At 63.5% G+C, this 19,830-nt stretch carries 20 protein-coding genes; 3 read left to right on the top strand and 17 right to left on the bottom strand.

Translation table 11 applies throughout. The annotated features are described in order from the left end of the window. Nucleotides 1–186: 186 nt before the first annotated feature. The 15 genes from ACVCNR_RS00280 to coaD all read right to left on the bottom strand — a co-directional run bounded on the left by ACVCNR_RS00280 (nucleotide 187) and on the right by coaD (nucleotide 13,414). On the bottom strand, nucleotides 187–1,911 hold the full coding sequence (locus tag ACVCNR_RS00280) for an ABC transporter substrate-binding protein (protein ID WP_447073319.1): 1,725 nt from the start codon (nucleotides 1,909–1,911) through the stop codon (nucleotides 187–189). 82 nt (nucleotides 1,912–1,993) lie between these two features. Next, the gene (locus ACVCNR_RS00275) at nucleotides 1,994–2,281 is read right to left on the bottom strand and encodes a DUF2160 domain-containing protein (protein ID WP_354195919.1); all 288 of its coding nucleotides are present in this window, start codon (nucleotides 2,279–2,281) and stop codon (nucleotides 1,994–1,996) included. A gap of 2 nt (nucleotides 2,282–2,283) precedes the next feature. Beyond that, nucleotides 2,284–3,129: a carbohydrate ABC transporter permease gene (locus ACVCNR_RS00270; RefSeq protein ID WP_447075612.1), complete on the bottom strand. Its 846-nt coding sequence runs from the start codon at nucleotides 3,127–3,129 to the stop codon at nucleotides 2,284–2,286. Nucleotides 3,130–3,202: 73 nt separating this feature from the next. Next, complete coding sequence (locus ACVCNR_RS00265; RefSeq protein ID WP_354195923.1) at nucleotides 3,203–4,069, bottom strand: carbohydrate ABC transporter permease; 867 nt, start codon at nucleotides 4,067–4,069, stop codon at nucleotides 3,203–3,205. 1 nt (nucleotide 4,070) lies between these two features. Further along, nucleotides 4,071–5,168, bottom strand: a complete 1,098-nt coding sequence (locus ACVCNR_RS00260; protein ID WP_447073317.1) for an ABC transporter ATP-binding protein — start codon at nucleotides 5,166–5,168, stop codon at nucleotides 4,071–4,073. A gap of 9 nt (nucleotides 5,169–5,177) precedes the next feature. Continuing rightward, complete coding sequence (locus ACVCNR_RS00255; protein WP_447073315.1) at nucleotides 5,178–6,257, bottom strand: ABC transporter ATP-binding protein; 1,080 nt, start codon at nucleotides 6,255–6,257, stop codon at nucleotides 5,178–5,180. Between the two features lie 12 nt (nucleotides 6,258–6,269). Continuing rightward, entirely contained in the window at nucleotides 6,270–7,790 is a 1,521-nt protein-coding gene (glpD, locus tag ACVCNR_RS00250; protein WP_447073314.1) for a glycerol-3-phosphate dehydrogenase, read from the bottom strand. 112 nt (nucleotides 7,791–7,902) lie between these two features. Then, nucleotides 7,903–8,676, bottom strand: a complete 774-nt coding sequence (locus ACVCNR_RS00245; RefSeq protein WP_354196029.1) for a DeoR/GlpR family DNA-binding transcription regulator — start codon at nucleotides 8,674–8,676, stop codon at nucleotides 7,903–7,905. 106 nt (nucleotides 8,677–8,782) lie between these two features. Next, nucleotides 8,783–9,019, bottom strand: coding sequence for an Lrp/AsnC ligand binding domain-containing protein (locus tag ACVCNR_RS00240; protein ID WP_354195931.1), 237 nt, complete (start codon nucleotides 9,017–9,019; stop codon nucleotides 8,783–8,785). 84 nt (nucleotides 9,020–9,103) lie between these two features. Further along, entirely contained in the window at nucleotides 9,104–10,234 is a 1,131-nt protein-coding gene (gene tgt / locus ACVCNR_RS00235) for a tRNA guanosine(34) transglycosylase Tgt (RefSeq protein WP_354195933.1), read from the bottom strand. Then, the gene (queA, locus tag ACVCNR_RS00230; protein ID WP_354195935.1) at nucleotides 10,231–11,307 is read right to left on the bottom strand and encodes a tRNA preQ1(34) S-adenosylmethionine ribosyltransferase-isomerase QueA; all 1,077 of its coding nucleotides are present in this window, start codon (nucleotides 11,305–11,307) and stop codon (nucleotides 10,231–10,233) included. Before queA ends, tgt begins: the two co-directional genes overlap by 4 nt. Further along, the gene (locus tag ACVCNR_RS00225) at nucleotides 11,307–11,756 is read right to left on the bottom strand and encodes a DMT family transporter (RefSeq protein ID WP_354195937.1); all 450 of its coding nucleotides are present in this window, start codon (nucleotides 11,754–11,756) and stop codon (nucleotides 11,307–11,309) included. The genes queA and ACVCNR_RS00225 overlap by 1 nt, the downstream gene beginning before the upstream one ends. A 17-nt stretch (nucleotides 11,757–11,773) precedes the next feature. Next, nucleotides 11,774–12,289: a peptidylprolyl isomerase gene (locus ACVCNR_RS00220; protein ID WP_354195939.1), complete on the bottom strand. Its 516-nt coding sequence runs from the start codon at nucleotides 12,287–12,289 to the stop codon at nucleotides 11,774–11,776. Between the two features lie 24 nt (nucleotides 12,290–12,313). After that, nucleotides 12,314–12,898 (bottom strand): peptidylprolyl isomerase, encoded by a 585-nt coding sequence (locus tag ACVCNR_RS00215; protein ID WP_354195941.1) that lies wholly within the window; start codon nucleotides 12,896–12,898, stop codon nucleotides 12,314–12,316. Nucleotides 12,899–12,913: 15 nt separating this feature from the next. Beyond that, nucleotides 12,914–13,414 (bottom strand): pantetheine-phosphate adenylyltransferase, encoded by a 501-nt coding sequence (coaD, locus tag ACVCNR_RS00210; RefSeq protein WP_354195943.1) that lies wholly within the window; start codon nucleotides 13,412–13,414, stop codon nucleotides 12,914–12,916. Nucleotides 13,415–13,573: 159 nt separating this feature from the next. Here coaD and ACVCNR_RS00205 point away from each other — a divergent pair, with 159 nt between their 5' ends. Next, entirely contained in the window at nucleotides 13,574–13,720 is a 147-nt protein-coding gene (locus tag ACVCNR_RS00205) for a hypothetical protein (protein ID WP_354195945.1), read from the top strand. 48 nt (nucleotides 13,721–13,768) lie between these two features. Here ACVCNR_RS00205 and gyrA read toward each other — a convergent pair whose 3' ends face one another. Then, nucleotides 13,769–16,591 (bottom strand): DNA gyrase subunit A, encoded by a 2,823-nt coding sequence (gene gyrA, locus ACVCNR_RS00200; protein ID WP_447073313.1) that lies wholly within the window; start codon nucleotides 16,589–16,591, stop codon nucleotides 13,769–13,771. A gap of 241 nt (nucleotides 16,592–16,832) precedes the next feature. Between gyrA and ACVCNR_RS00195 the strand changes: the two genes are divergently transcribed. After that, the gene (locus ACVCNR_RS00195) at nucleotides 16,833–17,462 is read left to right on the top strand and encodes a MarC family protein (protein ID WP_354195947.1); all 630 of its coding nucleotides are present in this window, start codon (nucleotides 16,833–16,835) and stop codon (nucleotides 17,460–17,462) included. Between the two features lie 99 nt (nucleotides 17,463–17,561). Further along, a complete protein-coding gene (locus ACVCNR_RS00190) occupies nucleotides 17,562–17,765 on the top strand; it encodes a YMGG-like glycine zipper-containing protein (protein ID WP_354195948.1) in 204 nt (67 codons plus the stop codon). A gap of 62 nt (nucleotides 17,766–17,827) precedes the next feature. On the opposite strand, the gene ACVCNR_RS00185 is transcribed toward ACVCNR_RS00190, so the two are convergent. Continuing rightward, nucleotides 17,828–19,717, bottom strand: coding sequence for an MFS transporter (locus ACVCNR_RS00185; RefSeq protein WP_354195950.1), 1,890 nt, complete (start codon nucleotides 19,715–19,717; stop codon nucleotides 17,828–17,830). Nucleotides 19,718–19,830: the final 113 nt, after the last annotated feature.

Here is a 19,830-nt window from a genome sequence, read left to right as displayed (position 1 = left end):
TGTCCTTAATGCAACTTGATTTGGCGCATGTCGTCATCCCGAAACCGGTTTCCGCTGTCGGGCGTCATGCTCAGGGAAATTGCATCCTCCTGCATTTGGCGGGCGGGATGCAAGACTCAGGCAGGTGTCATCGACACAAAGGACGGGGGCGACAGATGCCGCCCCCGTTGCTTGTCGCGTGGAGGACTATTCCTGCCAGCTCTTGACCAGCTCGTCGTAATTGACGGTGATCGGCTTTTCCTTCTCGTTCTCGATCTTGAGCTGTGGCGCGAGATTGCCCTTCGCCACGGCGTCCTTGTTCCAGTATTCGAGGTCGTGCTCCTCGGCCATCTTGGGGCCGAAGTCACCCTGCACGCCGGACCGCTCGAGGCGCTCCATCACCCTCTCCTGCTCGGCGCAGAGCGAGTCCATGGCTTCCTGAGCGGTCTTGGCGCCCGAAGAGGCATCGCCAATCGCCTGCCACCAGAGCTGCGCCAGCTTCGGATAGTCCGGCACGTTGGTGCCCGTCGGCGACCACTGCACGCGGGCCGGCGAGCGGTAGAACTCGACCAGGCCGCCGAGCTGCGGCGCACGCTCCGTGAAGCTCTCATGCCGGATGGTGCTTTCGCGGATGAAGGTGAGGCCGACATGGGCCTTCTTCACGTCCACCGTCTTGGAGGTGACGAACTGCGCGTAAAGCCATGCGGCCTTGGCGCGGTCGTCGGGCGTCGACTTCATCAGCGTCCACGAACCAACGTCCTGATAGCCGAGCTTCATGCCTTCCTTCCAGTAAACGCCATGCGGCGACGGGGCGAAACGCCACTTCGGCGTGCCGTCCTCGTTCATCACCGGCAGGCCCTCCTTGACCATGTCGGCGGTGAAGGCGGTGTACATGAAGATCTGCTGCGCGATCTCGCCCTGGGCCGGCACCGGGCCGGATTCGGAGAAGGTCATGCCTTGCGCGGAAGCGGGTGCGTAGGCCTTCAGCCAGTCCAGGTATTTCTGGATGGCATAGACGGCGGCCGGGCCGTTGGTGTCGCCGCCGCGCGCCACGCAGGAACCGACCGGGCGGCTGTTCTCATCGACCTTGATGCCCCATTCGTCGACCGGCAGGCCGTTCGGGATGCCCTTGTCGCCATTGCCGGCCATGGACAGCCAGGCATCGGTGAAGCGCCAGCCGAGCGACGGGTCCTTCTTGCCGTAGTCCATGTGACCATAGACCTTCTTGCCGTCGATCTCGCGGCCGGTGAAGAACTCGGCGATGTCCTCGTAGGCCGACCAGTTGACCGGCACGCCGAGGTCGTAGCCATACTTCTCCTTGAAGTCGGCCTTGTTCTTCTCGTCGTTGAACCAGTCGTAGCGGAACCAGTAGACATTGGCGAACTGCTGGTCGGGAAGCTGGTAGAGCTTCTTGTCCGGCGCGGTGGTGAACGACAGGCCGATGAAGTCGTCGAGGTCGAGGTTCGGATTGGTGACGTCCTTGCCCTCGTTGGCCATGAAGTCGGTCAGGTTGCGCACCTGCTGGTAGCGCCAGTGCGTGCCGATCAGGTCGGAGTCGTTCACCCAGGCGTCATAGAGGTTCTGCCCCGTCTGCATCTGGGTCTGGATCTTCTCGACCACGTCACCTTCCTGGATCAGGTCGTGCGTCACCTTGATGCCGGTGATGGCGGAGAAAGCCGGTGCCAGCACTTCCGATTCGTAGGAGTGGGTGGTGATGGTTTCGGAGACGACCTTGATATCCATGCCCGCAAAGGGCTTGGCGGCGTCGATGAACCACTGCATCTCGGCTTCCTGATCGGCGCGCGAGAGCGACGATACATCGCCGATCTCCTTGTCCAGGAACGCCTTCGCCTCGTCCATGCCCGCATAGGCGCTGCCGGCGCCGAGCAGGAGGACGAGAGCCGTTGTCGATGTCAAAAGCTGCCGTCGCATGAGATTCCTCCACTGTTAAAGTTTGTGTATGCGTACGCCCGGCGCGGCCGTTGGCATGCGGCCGCGCCAACAGTTTCTCCCTCTATACGTAGCGGAACACCGCTATGGCGTAGGCCACGGAGAGAGCGAGAGCCCACCACAGGCTGGGGCCGACGAGGCCCAGCCAAGCGAGATGGATAAATGCGCTGCCGAGCAGCGATATGAAGAGGCGGTCGCCGCGCGTCGTCTCGAAGCGCAGCACGCCCACGCGCGGATTTCCTCCCGGCGAGACATATTCCCACACGCTCATGCCGACGAGCAGCAGGGCGATGACGATGAAGAAGGTGGCCGTCGGCCAGGTCCACGCCATCCAGGACAGATCGAGGTGCATGGTCAGACCCTTCCCAGGGCGAAGCCCTTGGCGATGTAGTTGCGGACGAACCAGATGACGAGCGCGCCGGGAATCAGCGTCAACACGCCGGCGGCGGCGAGCAGGCCCCAGTCCATGCCCGAGGCCGAGACGGTGCGGGTCATGACCGCAGCAATGGGCTTTGCATCGGTCGTGGTGAGCGTGCGGGCGATCAGCAGTTCCACCCACGAGAACATGAAGCAGAAGAAGGCGGCGACGCCGATGCCGGAGGCGATCAGCGGCATGAAGATCTTCACGAAGAAGCGCGGGAAGGAATAGCCGTCGATATAGGCGGTCTCGTCAATCTCCTTCGGCACGCCCGACATGAAGCCTTCGAGGATCCACACCGCCAGCGGCACGTTGAACAGGCAGTGCGCCAGCGCCACGGCAATGTGGGTGTCGATCAGCCCGAAGGCCGAATAGAGTTGGAAGAACGGCAGCGCGAACACGGCCGGCGGCGCCATGCGGTTGGTGAGCAGCCAGAAGAACAGGTGCTTGTCGCCGAGGAAGCGGTAACGCGAGAAGGCGTAGGCGGCCGGCAAAGCCACGGCCACCGAAATCACCATGTTCATAACGACATAGATGATCGAGTTGATGTAACCCGAATACCAGGAGGCGTCGGTGAAGATGATGCGGTAGTTGCGCAGCGTCGGCTGGTGCGGATAGAGCGTCAGCGACGAAATGATCTCGGTGTTGGTCTTGAAGCTCATATTGATGAGCCAGTAGATCGGCAGCATCAGGAACACGATGTAGAGGGTGAGGACCAGCCACCACCATTTCGATTCCTCGCCGCGACGCTTCATCAGCCGCGCGATCGCCTCCTGCGACATGCCTGCCGACGATTGTCCGGCATCGGCGCGCGCCGATGCCGCCTGCCCCGTCCGTTCGTTCACGCCAGCCATGTCAGCGCTCCGCGTCGTAGTTGGTCATGACGGTGTAGAACACCCATGACAGCAGAAGGATGATGAGGAAGTAGACCAGCGACATCGCCGCGGCGGGGCCGAGATCGAACTGGCCGAGCGCCATCTTGACGAGGTCGATGGACAGGAAGGTCGTAGAATTGCCCGGGCCACCGCCGGTGACGACGAAGGGCTCGGTATAGATCATGAACGAGTCCATGAAGCGCAGCAGCACGGCGATCAGCAGCACGCGCTGCATCTTCGGCAACTGGATATAGCGGAACACGGACCAGCGCGAGGCGCCGTCGATCTTGGCGGCCTGATAGAAGGCGTCGGGAATGGAGACGAGGCCGGCATAGCACAAAAGCACGACGAGGCTCGTCCAGTGCCACACATCCATGACGATGACGGTCACCCAGGCATCGAACGGGTCCTGCACATAGTTGTAGTCGAAACCCAGCCAGTTCAGCCCGTAGCCCAGCAGGCCGATGTCGGTGCGGCCGAACACCTGCCAGATGGTGCCGACGACGTTCCACGGAATGAGCAGCGGCAGCGCCATCAGCACCAGGCAGACCGGCACGCCCCAGCCCTTGCGGGGCATGTTGAGGGCGATGAAGATACCGAGCGGCACCTGGATGGCGAGGATGATGAAGGAAAAGATGAGGTTGCGGCCCATGGCCTGCCAGAAACGGCTGGAATGCAGCAGTTCCTCGAACCATTCGGTTCCGGCCCAGAAGAACTGGTTGTTGCCGAACGTGTCCTGAACCGAATAGTTCACCACCGTCATCAGCGGGATTACGGCCGAGAAGGCCACCAGCACCAGAACCGGCAGCACCAGGAACCATGCCTTGTTGTTCCAGGTTCTTTCCATCTCAGGCCTCCTTTTCCGAATGGCCCGCGTCGGCCCGCCCCATCTCCACCCGCCATGAATCGGCGTAGATGTTGATGGCGTCGGGCTCGAAGCGGACTTTCGGCTCGGCCGGGATCGCGGCATCCTCTCCGAGGACAGCGGCGATCTCCTGCCCTTCCAGTTTGGCGCGCACCACCTTGTGGCGGCCGACATCGTCGACGCGCGTGACCGAAACCGGCATGCCCTCGGTGCCGACGCGCACATATTCGGGCCGGATGCCAAGCTCCACCTTGCCGCCGTTCACCGAAGGCGAACCGGGCAATTCGATGACCTGCGTGCCCAGCCGCGCCGCCCTGCCCTCGATTTCGGTGGGCAGGAAATTCATGCCGGGCGAACCGATGAAATAGCCGACGAAGGTGTGGCGCGGCCGCTCGAACAGTTCGGCCGGCGTGCCGATCTGCACGATCTGGCCGTCATACATCACCACCACCCGCTCGGCGAAGGTCAGCGCCTCGGTCTGGTCGTGGGTGACGTAGACCATGGTGTAGCCGTAGCGGCGGTGAAGCTGCTTGAGCTGCGAGCGCAGCACCCATTTCATATGCGGGTCGATGACGGTCAGCGGCTCGTCGAACAGGATGGCGTTGACATCCGAGCGGACCAGCCCCCGTCCCAGCGAAATCTTCTGCTTCTGGTCGGCCGTGAGCCGCCGCGCCTTGCGCTTGGCCCAGTCGGCCAGGTCGATCATGGCCAGCGTCTCGCGCACCTTGCGATCGACCTCTGCTTCCGGCACGCCGCGGTTGCGCAGCGGAAAGGCCAGATTGTCGTAGACGGTCATGGTGTCGTAGATGACCGGGAACTGGAACACCTGCGCGATGTTTCGCTCCTGCGTCGACAGGGCGGTGACGTCCTTGCCGTCAAACAGCAGCCTGCCGTGCGACGGTTTCAGCAGGCCCGAAATGATGTTGAGCAGCGTGGTCTTGCCACAGCCGGAGGGGCCGAGCAGCGCATAGGCGCCGCCGTCCTCGAATGTGTGGTGCACTTCGCGCAGGGCGAAATCCTCCTCCCGCCTGGCATTGGGCAGGTAGGAATGGCGGATATGGTCGAGATCGATGCGGGCCATGTTCGGCTCCTATGCCGCCTGCCGCGCTGCCGAGACCGAGCGGCCGGCAGCGTCGAAAACGAGAAGATGGCGCGAGTCGATGAACACCTCGATCTCCTCGTCCGGCTCGAACTGGTGGATGCCGTGGGCGAGCATGACCCAGCGCACATCGGCGAAATCGAGATGCACGAAGCTTTCCGAACCGGTGATCTCGGTGACCGACACCTTGGCGCGCACCGGCACCGATGCCGCATCCTCCCGCTCCAGAGACAGATGATGCGGCTGGAAGCCGATCGTGTAATTGCCATCGGCGATGGCGGCGATGCCGGCCGGAACCGGCAGGCTGATGCCGCCATCCAGCAGGAAATTCGGCCCCTTCTTGACCAGGACGATGGTGTTCAGCGGCGGGTCCGCGAAGGTGCGTGCCGTCAACAGGTCGACCGGCTTGCGGAACACCTCGACGGTCGGGCCGAACTGGGTGACGCGCCCTTGCGATAGCGTTGCGGTATTGCCGCCCAGCAGCAGCGCTTCATGCGGCTCGGTGGTGGCGTAGACGAAGATGGTGCCGGATTCAGCGAAGATGCGCGGCAGTTCCAGCCGCAGTTCCTCGCGCAGCTTGTAGTCGAGATTGGCCAGCGGCTCGTCGAGCAGCACGAGGCTGGCATTCTTGACGATGGCGCGGGCAAGCGCCGTGCGCTGCTGCTGACCGCCGGAAAGGTTGAGCGGGGTGCGGTCGAGATAGGGCGTCAGCTTGAGCAGTTCGGCGGCCCGGCGCACCTCCCTGTCGATGGTGGCCCTGTCCCTGCCGGCCACGCGCAGCGGCGAGGCGATGTTCTCATACACCGTCATGGCCGGATAGTTGATGAACTGCTGGTAGACCATGGCGACATTGCGCTTCTGCACCGCCACGCCGGTCACATCCTTGCCGTCGAACCAGATGGAACCGGAGCTGGGAACGTCCAGCCCCGCCATCAGCCGCATCAGGCTGGTCTTGCCGGAAAGCGTCGGCCCGAGCAGCACGTTCAGCGAGCCGTGGGCCAGTGTAAGCGACACGTCATCTATGTGAGTTTCGCCGCCTACTACCTTGGAAACATTTCGTAATTCGAGCACAGGCCTCTCCCGCTATTCCGCCGCGGCCGAGTGCCGGCGGCCCAGGCCCTTCATGAATTCATCGAGCGTCTGGGCCTCGGCCGGCGAGAGCCGCAGGCCGCGCTTGGTCCGGCGCCACAGCACGTCCTCGGCCGTCATCGCCCATTCACTGGCGATCAGATAACGCACTTCGGCCTCGTAGAGATCGGCACCGAAATGACGACCCAGATCGGCAACCGACTTGGCCAGGCCAAGCAGGTTCTGCGCGCGCGTGCCGTAGAGGCGCACCAGCCGGCGCGCATGGCGAAGATCGAGGAACGGGTATGCTTCCTTCAGCTTCTCAACCTGCGCCTCATAGCCTGTGGCCGGGAAATCGCCGCCCGGAAGCGGCGCATTCGCCGTCCACGGCTTGCCCTTCTCGCCCAGCACCTCGCCGATCTTTTCCAGCATCGCCTCCGACAGGCGGCGGTAAGTGGTGATCTTGCCGCCGAAGGCGTTGATGAGCGGTCCAGTGCCCGACTCCATCCGCAACACATAGTCGCGCGTCGCCTCCTGCGCCTTGGAAGCGCCGTCGTCATAGAGCGGCCGCACGGCGGAATAGGTCCAGACAATGTCGGAGCGCTTCACCGGCTGGACGAAATATTCGCTGGCCGCCGCACACAGATAGTCGACCTCGGCATCGGAGATCTTCACGTCGTGGGGATCGCCGGAATAATCCTGATCGGTGGTTCCAATCAGCGTGAATTCTTCCTCATAGGGAATGGCGAAGATGATGCGCCCATCCGCGTTCTGGAAGAAATAGGCGCGCGGATCGTCGAACTTCCTGCGCACCACAATGTGACTGCCCTGCACCAGCCGCACATTGTGGACATTGCTGCGGCCGAGCGCCTGCGACAGCACGTGATCCACCCATGGCCCAGCCGCATTGACGATGAGGCGCGCTTTCACCTCATAATGGCTGTCCTTGACGTGGTCATGCACAAGAACGGTCCATGTTCCATCTTCATAGCGCGCATCCTCCACCTCGGTGCGGGTATGGATGCGGGCGCCGCGGTCGGCGGCATCGCGGGCGTTGAGAGCGACGAGGCGGGCATCGTTCACCCAACCGTCGGAATATTCGAAAGCCTTGGCGAATATGGGCTTCAGGGGCCGGCCGGTCGGGTCGCGGCGCATGTCCAGCGTGCGGGTGGGCGGCAGCAGCTTACGGCCGCCGATGTGGTCGTAGATGAACAGGCCGAGCCGCAGCATCCATGCCGGGCGCAATCCCTTGACATAGGGCAGCACGAACCGCAGCGGCCAGATGATGTGCGGCGCGTTGCGCCACAGCACCTCGCGCTCCATCAGCGCTTCACGCACCAGCCGGAATTCATAATGTTCGAGGTAGCGCAGGCCGCCATGGATCAGCTTGGTGGAACCCGAGGAGGTGCCGCTGGCGAGATCGTTCATTTCGGCCAGGAAGACGGAATAACCCCGCCCGGCCGCGTCGCGGGCAATGCCGCAGCCATTTATGCCGCCGCCGACGACAAAAATGTCATGGATCGGAGAATCTTCCACGAAATGCCTCCCACGGCTTCGCAATGCAGCAAATGGCCCACCGCCGAAACCGTGAGGGGATTATTTCGAAATAGATACGAATGTCAAACGAAATATAACGAAGGTGATTTTGCTATCCCACAGCCGCCGAAGTTTCGATCAGCCTGACGTCCGTTTCCGCGCAGATCTGCCGCACGGACTCGATATCGCAGCGGTCCGTGATGAAGGTGTTGACCTGCGACAGATGGCCGATGCGTACCGGCGCCGTGCGTTCGAACTTGGTGCGATCCGAGACCAGGATGACATGGCGGGCATTGGCGATGATGGCCTGCGCCACCTTCACCTCGCGAAAGTCGAAGTCGAGCAAGGCACCGTCATGGTCGATGGCCGAGGCCCCGATTACCGCGTAGTCGACCTTGAACTGGCGGATAAAATCAACCGCCGCCTCGCCCACAACGCCGCCGTCGGAGCCGCGCACCACACCGCCGGCGATGACCACCTCGATGGAAGGATATACCCGCATCCTATTGGCAACATTGATGTTATTGGTGATGACCATCAACCCGGAATGATCGAGCAACGCCTTGCTCACCGCTTCCGTGGTGGTGCCGATATTGATGAACAGGGAGGCGCTGTCGGGAATGAGATCGGCGGCGGCCTTGCCGATCGCATCCTTCTCGTCGGCGGCGATCTTGCGCCGCGCCTCATATTCCATGTTCTCGATACCGGAAGGGAACAGCGCGCCGCCATGGATGCGGCTGAGCAGGCGCTGCTCGCACAGATCATTCAGGTCCTTGCGGATGGTCTGCGGCGTGACGGCGAAATGGGTGGCAAGGTCATCGACCAGCACCCTGCCCTTGTCCTTCGCCATTTGCAGGATTTCGGCATGGCGCAGCGGCAGGTACAGATCGGGCATGCTACTCTGGCTCCATTTTCGCTTTTTTCGCTTTTAAACGAAAACGAAAATGAAGACCAGCAAAAAGCTTACCTTACGATATGCTCACCCGGCCGGATCAGAAGGCGCGGAAGGTCACCGTGGTGAAAGTGTCCTTGATACCTGGGACGATCTGCACCCGCTGGTTCACGAAGTGGCCGATGTCCTCGTCATCATCGACGTAGAATTTCGCCAGCAGATCATATTGGCCGGCGGTGGAATAGATCTCCGAGGCGATCTCGGCATCCGCCAGTTCGCTGGCAACCTCATAGGCCTTGCCGAGGTCGCACTTGATCTGCACGAAAAACGTCTTCATCGCCTGTCCAGTCCCAATAGCGTTGAGATGGTCTGTTGTCGCAGTTTGGCGGGCAGGTTTCAAGCCGACCCGCCGGTAGCCGGCCTACAGGGCCGGGATATCGCCCCTCGCCCAGCCTTCCGAGATCTCGGCGGCGCGGTCGGCAAACCGCCCGGCCTCGATGGCGTCGCGGATGTCCTGCATCAGCCGCTGGTAATAGGCCAGGTTGTTCCACGTCAGCAGCATGGCGCCCAGCGCCTCCTGCGAGCGCACCAGATGGTGCAGATAGGCCCTGGAATAGTCACGCGCGGCGGGGCAATAGCTCTCCTCGTCCAGTGGACGGTGGTCATCGGCATGGCGGGCATTGCGCAGGTTGACCTTGCCGCGCCTCGTATAGGCAAGGCCGTGGCGGCCTGCCCGCGTCGGCATCACGCAATCGAACATGTCGATGCCACGGGCCACGGACTTCAATATGTCGTCCGGCGTGCCGACGCCCATCAGATAGCGCGGCCTGTCCGCCGGCAGCTCGGGACAGGTGATTTCCAGCATCTCGAGCATCACCGCCTGCGGTTCGCCGACGGCGAGGCCGCCCACCGCATAGCCTTTGAGTTCCATGGCCTTCAGCGCCTGTGCGGAACGCACGCGCAATCCGGCATTGTCGCCGCCCTGCACGATGCCGAACATCGCCTTGCCGGGCTGGTCGCCGAACGCCGCCTTGCAGCGCTCCGCCCAGCGCAGCGACAGCTCCATGGCGCGCTCGATCTCGGCCGGCTTGGCCGGCAGCGCCGTGCATTCGTCGAGCTGCATCTGGATATCGGAATCGAGCAGCCCCTGAATCTCGATCGAGCGCTCGGGCGTCATCTCATAGGGCGCGCCATCGATATGCGAGCGGAAGGTGACGCCGTGGTCGGTCAGCTTCCTCAGCTTCGACAGCGACATGACCTGAAACCCGCCGGAATCGGTGAGGATCGGCCACGGCCAGCGCGCCATCTCATGCAGGCCGCCCAGCCGCGCCACGCGCTCCGCGCCCGGCCGCAGCATGAGGTGATAGGTGTTGCCAAGGATGATGTCGGCCCCCGTGCCGCGCACCTGATCCATGTACATGGCCTTGACCGTGCCGCCGGTGCCGACCGGCATGAATGCCGGGGTGCGCACCGTCCCGCGCGGCATGGCGACTTCGCCGCGCCGCGCACCGCCATCGGTGGCGATCAGCCGGAAGGAAAAATTCGTGTTCATGTCTGCTGCCTGAAGAGGAGGCTGGCGTCGCCATAGGAATAGAAGCGGTAGCCTGTCGAAATCGCGTGCGCGTAGGCTGCCCGCATCGTGTCCAGCCCCGCAAAGGCGGAAACCAGCATGAACAGCGTGGAGCGCGGCAGGTGGAAATTGGTCATCAGCATGTCCGCCGTTTTGAAGCGGTAGCCGGGCGTGATGAAGATATCCGTGGCGCCGGACCATTCCTTCACGGTGCCGTCCTGCGCCGCAGCACTTTCGAGCAGGCGCAGCGAGGTCGTGCCGACCGCGACGATGCGCCGGCCCCTTACCCGCGCCGCATTCAGGGCAGCGGCCGTTTCGGCTGATACGGTGCCGCTCTCGGCATGCATCCTGTGCTCGTCGGTATCGTCGGCCTTCACCGGCAGGAAGGTGCCGGCACCGACATGCAGGGTGACGAAACGGCGCTCGACACCCATGGCATCGAGTGCGGCGAACAGGTCCGGCGTGAAATGCAGGCCGGCCGTGGGCGCGGCAACCGCGCCTTCCTCGCGCGCATAGATGGTCTGGTAGTCGCGGCGGTCGCGCTCGTCGTCTTCTCGCTTGGAGGCGATGTAGGGCGGCAGCGGGATATGGCCGACGCTGTGCAGCGCCTCATCCAGGAACGGTCCCGATACGTCGAAGCCCAGCAGCACCTCGCCGCCCTCGCGCTTTTCCAGCACCATGGCGTCGAGCTGGCCGAGGAAGCAGGAATTGCCGTCATGGCCGAAATGGATGCGGTCGCCCTCGGCGATGCGCTTGCCGGGCCGCATGAAAGCGAGCCAGCGGTCCGGCCCTATGCGCATATGCAGCGTCGCCTCGACCTGAGCGGTCGCTTCGCCGCGCCGGCGCACGCCTTTAAGCTGCGCGGGGATGACCTTGGTGTCGTTGAAGACCAGAACGTCGCCTGACCGAAGCAGCGACGGCAGGTCGCGCACGGTCAGGTCCTCGGGCGGCGCGCCGGGGACAACCTTCAGCAGCCGCGCGCTGTCGCGCGGCTCGGCCGGGCGCAAGGCGATGCGCTCCTCGGGAAGGTCGAAATCGAACAGATCGACGCGCATCAGAGATAGCGGACCATCACCGCGCCGACGAGCAGCAGGCAGGCGCCGGCAAAGCGGCCGAGGGTGATCTCGCGCACCGCCACGCCGAGGAAGCCGATCCGGTCCACCACCATGCCGGCAATGAGCTGGCCGGTGATCAGGAAAGCGATCAGCGCCGCCGCGCCGATGCGCGGAATGAGCATGATGTTGGTGGTGACATAGACGGCGCCGAGCAAGCCCCCGGCCACGAAAAGCCACGGTTCCGGCTCGCGCCAGCCGATGACGACGCCTTGCATGCGGCCGATCACGAAGGTGAGCAGGCCAAGCACCAAGGCGCCGGACAGGAAAGAGATGGCGGCGGCGGCCAGCGTGGAACCCAGGCCGCGCGCCAGATCAGCATTGATCGGCGCCTGGATGGCGACGAACGCACCGGCCATCATGCCGAGCAATGCCCACAAAAGCCCCGCCATCTCTCGCTCCTTCAGCGTCAGGCGGCGACGTCGGCCGCGACCTTCAGCGACACGATCTTGTCGGGGTCCTGAACCGGCTCGCCGCGCTTGATCTTGTCGACATTCTCCATGCCCTCAATGACCTGGCCCCAGACCGTGTACTGGCGGTTCAGGAACGAGGCGTCATCGAAGCAGATGAAGAACTGCGAGTTGGCGGAATTGGGGTTCTGGGCGCGCGCCATGGAGCAGGCGCCACGGCCGTGGTTGGCGTTCGAGAACTCGGCCTTCAGGTCCGGCTTGTCGGAGCCGCCCATGCCGGCGCGGCCCGGGTTGAAATCCTTGGAGCCGGTCTTGCCGAACTTCACGTCGCCGGTCTGGGCCATGAAGCCGTCGATGACGCGGTGGAAGACAACGCCGTCATAGGCGCCTTCGCGCGCCAGTTCCTTGATGCGGGCGACGTGGCCCGGAGCCAGGTCGGGATAAAGTTCGATCACCACCTGCCCCTGAGTGGTATCCATGATGAGCGCGTTTTCGCGGTCCTTGATCTCGGCCATGTCAAAAATCCTTTCTGGAAATGATCAGTTGTCGGCGGCGATGCGCGCCTTGACGATGCGGTCCGGCTCGGCCACCGAGCCATTCTCGGCAGCCGAACCCTTCTTGATGTTATCCACCTTTTCCATACCGCTCTCGACCTTGCCGATCACGGTATATCCGCCGTTCAGCGACGCCGCCGGCGCGAACATGATGAAGAACTGCGAATTTGCGGAGTCCGGGTCCTGCGCGCGGGCCATGCCGACCACGCCGCGCTCGAACTTCTCGCTAGAGAACTCGGCCGGCAGGTCCGGCAGGTCCGAACCGCCGGTGCCGACGGCGCGCGGATTGTAGCCGTCTTCCATGTCGCCATACTGTACGTCGCCGGTCTGCGCCATGAAACCGTCGATCACGCGATGGAAGGCAACATTGTCATAGGCGCCGTCGCGCACCAGCTTCTTGATCTGCTCGACATGCTTGGGCGCGATATCCGGGCGCAGCGCGATGGTCACGTCGCCGTCCTTGAGGGTGAGGACCAGCGTATCCTCCGGTTCGGCGGCGAAGGCCGGCAACGCGGCAGCGGCAAGACCGCCGACCACGATGGCAAAGGCCGCGAGCTTCTTGAGCGTCATTGGGGGTGTCTCCAGCTATTTCGCGAATTTGGCGGTCAGCGGCTCGACGACCGCAGCGGGCACGAACGGCTCGATATTGCCGCCCATGGAAGCGATCTGGCGCACGAGTGTGGCGGTAATGGTTCGCACCGACGGGCTGGCCGGCAGGAAGATGGTCTGCAATTCCGGCGCCATCACCTCGTTCATGCCCGCCATCTGCATCTCATAGTCGAGGTCGGTGCCGTCGCGCAGGCCACGGATCATGATCGAAGCGCCGTGCTTGCGCGCCGCATCTACGACCAGTCCGTCGAAGGCAACCACCGCGAGCCGCCTGGCATCGGAGCCGAATTCCTGCGCGGCCACGGTCTCGATCAGGCCGACGCGCTCCTCGAAGGAAAACAGCGGCTTCTTGCCGGGGTGAATGCCAATGGCGGCGTAAATCCGGTCGGCGATGGCGAGCGACGCCTTCAGCACGTCCAGATGGCCGTTGGTGAGGGGGTCGAACGACCCTGCGTAGATGGCGATGCGTTCGGTCATGGCCTTCGCTTCTAGAGACAGCCGAAGCCAAACGCAACGCATGAACGCCGGATGAACGGCCGGGTCAGAACCCGTTCAAGCCGAATCGCGGAAGTTGTACGCCAACCGGATGAAACCAAACGCACGCCCGTGCGTTTTTCAAACACAGGAGGTACGTTCATGATCATCTACATGCTCGCCGCCGCTATGACCATCGCCATGCTGATCGCCACGGCTTTCGGGCTGCATCAGGAGGCAGAGCGCAGCCGCGCACCGCGCCGCACCGGCGGCTTCCCCTTGCGCTCGCGCAACCCCTACCACCTTTAATTCAACAAGGTGCCGGCGGTGACGAAAACGGGCTGAAGCCGCGGCGGATCACTCCGCCTGCGGCTCCTCGCCAGTCGTGCTCCCGGCCTCAATCCCCGTCCCATCGGTGACGGTTTCATTTCCGGCAGCATCGACGTCGTCGTTCTCATCCTCGTCGGAGCCCGGCTCGGAAATGCGCTCGACCGAAACGACCTTCTCGCCTTCCGCCGTGTTGAAGATGGTGACGCCCTTGGTGGCGCGGCTGGCGAAACGGATTCCGTGGACCGGCACGCGGATGACGGTGCCGCCGTCGGACACCAGCATGATCTGATCGTCATTGCCGACCGGGAACGTCGCCACCAGCCTGCCGATCTCATCGACCTTCGACACGTCGGTGGCGCGGATGCCTTTGCCGCCGCGATTAGTCAACCGGAAATCGTAAGATGACGAGCGCTTGCCGTAACCCAGTTCCGTGACCGTGAGCACGAACTGCTCGTGCGTCTTGAGGAATTCGTAGCGTTCGTCGGAAAGCTGCGCCTCCTCGCCGATCTCCTCGTTGGTAAGAGCGATTTCCTCGTCCTCGCCATTGCCGGACAGCAGGCGCCTCTCGGCCGCGGCGCGCTTGAGATAGGCGGCACGCTCCGACGGATCGGCATCGACATGCTCGATGATGGTCATGGAAATGGCGCGGTCGCCCTCCGCCATCGAGATGCCGCGCACGCCGACCGAATTGCGGCCGGCAAACACGCGCACGTCCGAAACGGAGAAGCGGATGCACTGGCCCGACGCCACGGTGAGCAGCACGTCGTCGTTCTCCGTGCAGGTCTCGACGCCGAGAATCTCGTCGCCCTCGTCCAGCTTCATGGCGATCTTGCCGTTGCGCTTGACGTCGACGAAGTCGGACAGCTTGTTGCGGCGAACGGTGCCGCGCGTGGTGGCGAACATCACGTCCAGTTCGCTCCAGCTCGCCTCGTCCTCGGGCAGCGGCATGATGGTGGTGATGCGCTCGCCCTGCTGCAAGGGCAGCATGTTGATGAGCGCCTTGCCGCGCGACTGCGGACTGCCGACCGGCAGGCGCCACACCTTCTCCTTGTAGACGATGCCGCGCGAGGAGAAGAACAGCACCGGCGTGTGGGTGTTGGCCACGAACAGCCGGGTGACGAAATCCTCATCCTTGGTCGACATGCCCGAACGGCCCTTGCCGCCGCGACGCTGCGCCCGGTAGAGCGACAGCGGCACGCGCTTGATGTAGCCGGAGTGGCTGACGGTGACGACCATGTCCTCGCGCTGGATCAGATCCTCGTCATCCATGTCGGCGCCGCCATCGGCAAGCTCGGTGCGGCGCGGCGTGCCGAACTCGTCGCGCACCGCCGCCAGTTCGTCCTTGACGATCTGCTGGATGCGCGCGCGGGACGACAGGATGTCCAGATAGTCGCGGATTTCCTCGCCGATGGTGTTCAACTCGTCGGCGATCTCATCACGGCCGAGCGCGGTCAGGCGCTGCAGGCGCAGTTCGAGGATGGCGCGCGCCTGTTCCTCGGAGAGATTGTAGGTGCCGTCCTCGTTGATGCGATGGCGCGGATCGTCGATCAGGCGGATCAGCGATTCCACGTCGGCAGCCGGCCAGCGGCGCTCCATCAACTGCTCGCGCGCCGTCTGCGGATCGGGCGCGTGGCGGATGAGCTTGATGACCTCGTCGATATTGGCCACCGCGATGGCAAGGCCGACCAACACATGGGCGCGATCGCGCGCCTTGCGCAGCAGATATTTGGTGCGCCGGCTGATGACCTCCTCGCGGAAGCTCACGAAGGCCTTCAGCATGTCGATGAGGGTCAGCACTTCCGGCTTGCCGCCGTTCAGCGCCACCACATTGGCCCCGAACGAGGTTTGCAGCGGCGTGTAGCGGTAGAGCTGGTTGAGGATCACCTCGGCATTGGCGTCGCGCTTCAGCTCGACGACGACGCGGTAACCCTGGCGGTCGCTCTCGTCGCGAATGTCGGAGATGCCCTCGATGCGCTTGTCTCGCACCAGTTCGGCCATCTTCTCGATCATCGAGGCCTTGTTCACCTGGAAGGGAACCTCGGTGATGACGATGGCCTCGCGGTCGCCGCGGATCGGCTCGATCTCGACCTTGCCACGCATGACGATGGAGCCGCGTCCGGTCGAATAGGCATTGTAGATGCCCGAACGGCCGAGAACGATGCCGCCGGTCGGGAAATCCGGGCCGGGAATGATCTCCATGAGATCGGTCAGTTCGATGGCCGGGTTGTCGATGATGGCGATAGCGCCGTTGCACACCTCGGCCAGATTGTGCGGCGGGATGTTGGTGGCCATGCCGACCGCGATACCGCCCGAGCCATTGACCAGGAGGTTCGGGAACCGCGCCGGGATGACGCGGGGCTCCGCTCCCGAGGCGTCGTAGGTATCCTGGAAATCGACCGTATCCTTGTCGATGTCCTCGAGCAGTTCGTGCGCGACCTTGGCGAGGCGCGCCTCTGTGTAGCGCATCGCCGCCGGCGGATCGCCGTCGATGGAGCCGAAATTGCCCTGCCCGTCGATAAGCGGCACGCGCATCGACCAGTCCTGCGCCATGCGCACCAAGGCGTCGTAGATCGAGGCGTCGCCATGCGGATGGTATTTACCCATCACGTCGGCAACAGGGCGGGCCGACTTCACATATTTGCGGTTCCAGTGGTAGCCGCTCTCATGCGAGGCGTACAGAATGCGCCGGTGGACCGGCTTGAGGCCGTCGCGAACGTCAGGCAGAGCGCGGCTGACGATCACGCTCATGGCGTAATCGAGATAGGAGCGCTGCATCTCCTCGACGATGGAAATCGGTTCGATGCCGTTCGGATCGCCGTCGGCACCGCTCGGTGTTTTGTGGTCGGTCAAATCAGGTCACACGTGTTTGGAATCATTCCTGTCTTATATAGGAACGGCACCGGATTCTCCAACAATGAACGATCTTTTCCAGAACTGATTTTCGACGTTATTTCAAATGGATATGCGATTTTTGGGGAAATCGCGACAACGTGTGCACGCTTGTCTTTATCCGCCGGCCGCCACAGGCCGCCTTGCGGCTGGCGCCGGTTGCGGCATTGCGCTAGCCTGAAAATTCAGGGGACAGTTGCCGATGCCGAATTTCGACAGTCTTTTCAACGCCTTCGTTACCTTACTGGTGACCATAGACCCGCCGGGCCTGGCGCCGATATTCCTCGCCGTCACCCGCAACATGAACCGGGGCGAGCGGGGGCAGGTGTCGGTCCGGGCAAGCATCATCGGCTTTGTCGTGCTGGCACTGTTCGCCGTGGCCGGAGCCGCGATCCTGTCCGTCTTCGGCATCACGCTGGCAGCCTTCCGCGTGGCTGGCGGATTCTTGCTCTTCTTCATCGCCTTCGAGATGGTTTTCGAGCGGCGCAACGACCGCAAGGAGAAGATTTCCGACGTCGCCATCACCCGCGACCATATCCACAACATCGCGGCCTTCCCGCTGGCGATCCCGCTGATCGCCGGGCCCGGCGCCATTTCCGCGACCGTTCTCCTGTCCGGCTCCTTCCAGGGCATCACGGGCCAGATTGCGCTGGTCGGCATCATCTTCCTGTGCCTTGCCCTTACCTATCTGGTTTTCCTGCTGGCCGAGCGCATCGACCACATACTGGGCCAGACCGGCCGGTCGATCCTGACCCGACTGCTCGGCGTGATCCTGGCGGCCCTCGCCGTCCAGTTCGTGGCCGACGGCGTCAAGGCGCTGATCGCGGGCTGACGCAGAGACGGAAAACCCAAGCCCGGCAAGCGGCGCGAAGCGAATTCTTAACCCTGAATGCGGAGTTTCTCCTTCGATCACCAATTCAGGAGAAACGATATGAGCAGGATTCTGATCATCTCTTTTGCCGCTCTGTCGCTATCCGCCTGCGGTTCTTCCCAGGCCATGAGGACAGCGAGCGGCGCGGCCATCGGCGCCGGCTCCGGCGCTCTGGCGGGTGCGGCGGTGGCAGGAACAGGCGGCGCGGTGGTGGGCGGCCTCGGCGGCGCAGCACTTGGAGCCGTGATCGGCTCCAGCCGGTAACCCAAAAAAAGGACCGCCCCGCCGGTCAGGCGGGGCGGCCCAAGTTTCACACGAAGGTTACGCTATTCCTTGGCGTCCAGATTGGTGCCCAGCGTATCCTTGACGAACAGCATGCCGATGATCAGCGACATCGCCGCGATCGCCACCGGGTACCAGAGGCCGAAGTAGAAGTCGCCCTTGTAGGCGCTGAGCGCGAACACGGTTGCCGGCAGCAGTCCGCCGAACCAGCCATTGCCGATGTGATAGGGCAGCGACATGCCGGTATAGCGGATGCGGGTCGGGAACATCTCCACCAGAATGGCGGCGATCGGCCCGTAGACCATGGTCACGTAGAGCACCAGGATGAACAGGATGCCGATGGTCAGCGGCCAGTTCACCTTCTGCGGATCGGCGAACATCGAGAACGCACCGGAATCCGGGATCGAGTAGGCGGTGATCTCGGTGGCGCCCGCCGCCTCTTCGGCCGTGACGACCTTGTCGGCGATGGCCTTATCGACCGGGATCGTCTTCTTCTCGCCGGCGCGGATCGCCGCCGCGTCGAGGTTCAGTTCCGGATTGGCAGCGACGAAGGCATCCAGCTTCTGATCGGCCACCATGCTGGTGGCGCGATGGATCGGATAGCCGCCGTCCATCAGGGCGATATTGATGCCCTTGCTGAAGGCAGCTTCCTTCGCCTTGGCGTCGTCGCCGGCGGCGATGGCGTCATAGGACTCCACCGTCTCGTTGCCGATGGTGACCGTTGCCGGCGTGCCGGGCGCGGCGGTCGCCACCACGTCGTAAGGCACCGAGCTGCGGGTCAGGAAGGACGTGGCGATATCGCAGGATGTCGTGAACTTCGCCGTGCCGACCGGGTTGAACTGGAACTTGCAGTCGCCCGGCGCGGCGGTCACCGTGGCGCGCACATTCTGCTGTGCCGCCGCCAGTGTCGGGTTGGCGGCCCATGTCAGCGCCTTGAACAGCGGGAAGGTCGTCAGGATCGCCAAGACGAAACCCGCCATGATGATCGGCTTGCGGCCGATCTTGTCGGACAGCCAGCCGAACACGACGAAGAAGATCGAGCCCACGGCGAGCGCGGTGGCGATCATGATGTTCACCGACCAGGCGTCGACCTTGAGCACGTTGGTGAGGAAGAACAGCGCGTAGAACTGGCCGTTGTACCACACGACGGCCTGGCCGGCGGTGAGGCCGAACAGCGCCAGGAGCGCGATCTTGGCGTTCTTCCACTGGCCGAAGGCCTCGGAAAGCGGCGCCTTGGACGTCTTGCCCTCCGCCTTCATGCGCTTGAATGCCGGCGATTCCGACAGCGACAGACGAATCCAGATGGAGATGCCAAGCAGGACGAACGAGATGATGAACGGAATGCGCCAGCCCCAGGAAGCATAGGCTTCAGCGCTCAGCGAAGCCTGCACGATCAGGATGACGGCCAGCGAGAGGAAAAGACCCAATGTGGCGGTGGTCTGGATCCACGACGTGTAGAAGCCACGGCGGTCGTCCGGCGCATGCTCGGCGACATAGGTCGCGGCACCGCCATATTCGCCGCCCAGCGCCAGGCCCTGCAACAGGCGCAGCAGGATGAGGATGATCGGCGCGGCGATGCCCCAGCTCGCATAGCCGGGCAGGATACCGACGAGGAACGTCGACAGGCCCATGATCGTCATGGTGACGAGGAAGGTGTATTTGCGGCCGACGAGATCGCCGATGCGGCCGAAGACCAGCGCACCGAAGGGCCGCACAAGGAAGCCGGCGGCGAAGGCGAGCAGCGCGAAGATGTTGCGGGTCGCTTCCGGGATGGCCGAGCTGAAGAAGGTCGAGCCGATGAATGCGGCCAGTGAACCGTAGAGATAGAAATCGTACCATTCGAACACGGTACCAAGCGACGAGGCGAAGATGACCTTCTTCTCCTCACGCGTCATGCCGCGGCTCGAACCGCCGGCGGTGGATGCCATTGCCATGGTGGTTCCTCCTTTTTGCTGCCTCCGTGGCGACCCTCCTGTCGCCGGCGAGAGGCAAATGGGGCGCGGACTCAAATGAGCGCCATCGGGCAAAAAGTGACAGAAAGCCGCAG

The sequence above is a fragment of the Aquamicrobium terrae genome (assembly GCF_052978165.1).
Note: the sequence above shows the minus strand (reverse complement) of the source record. Positions and strands in the feature narration are given on the sequence as shown.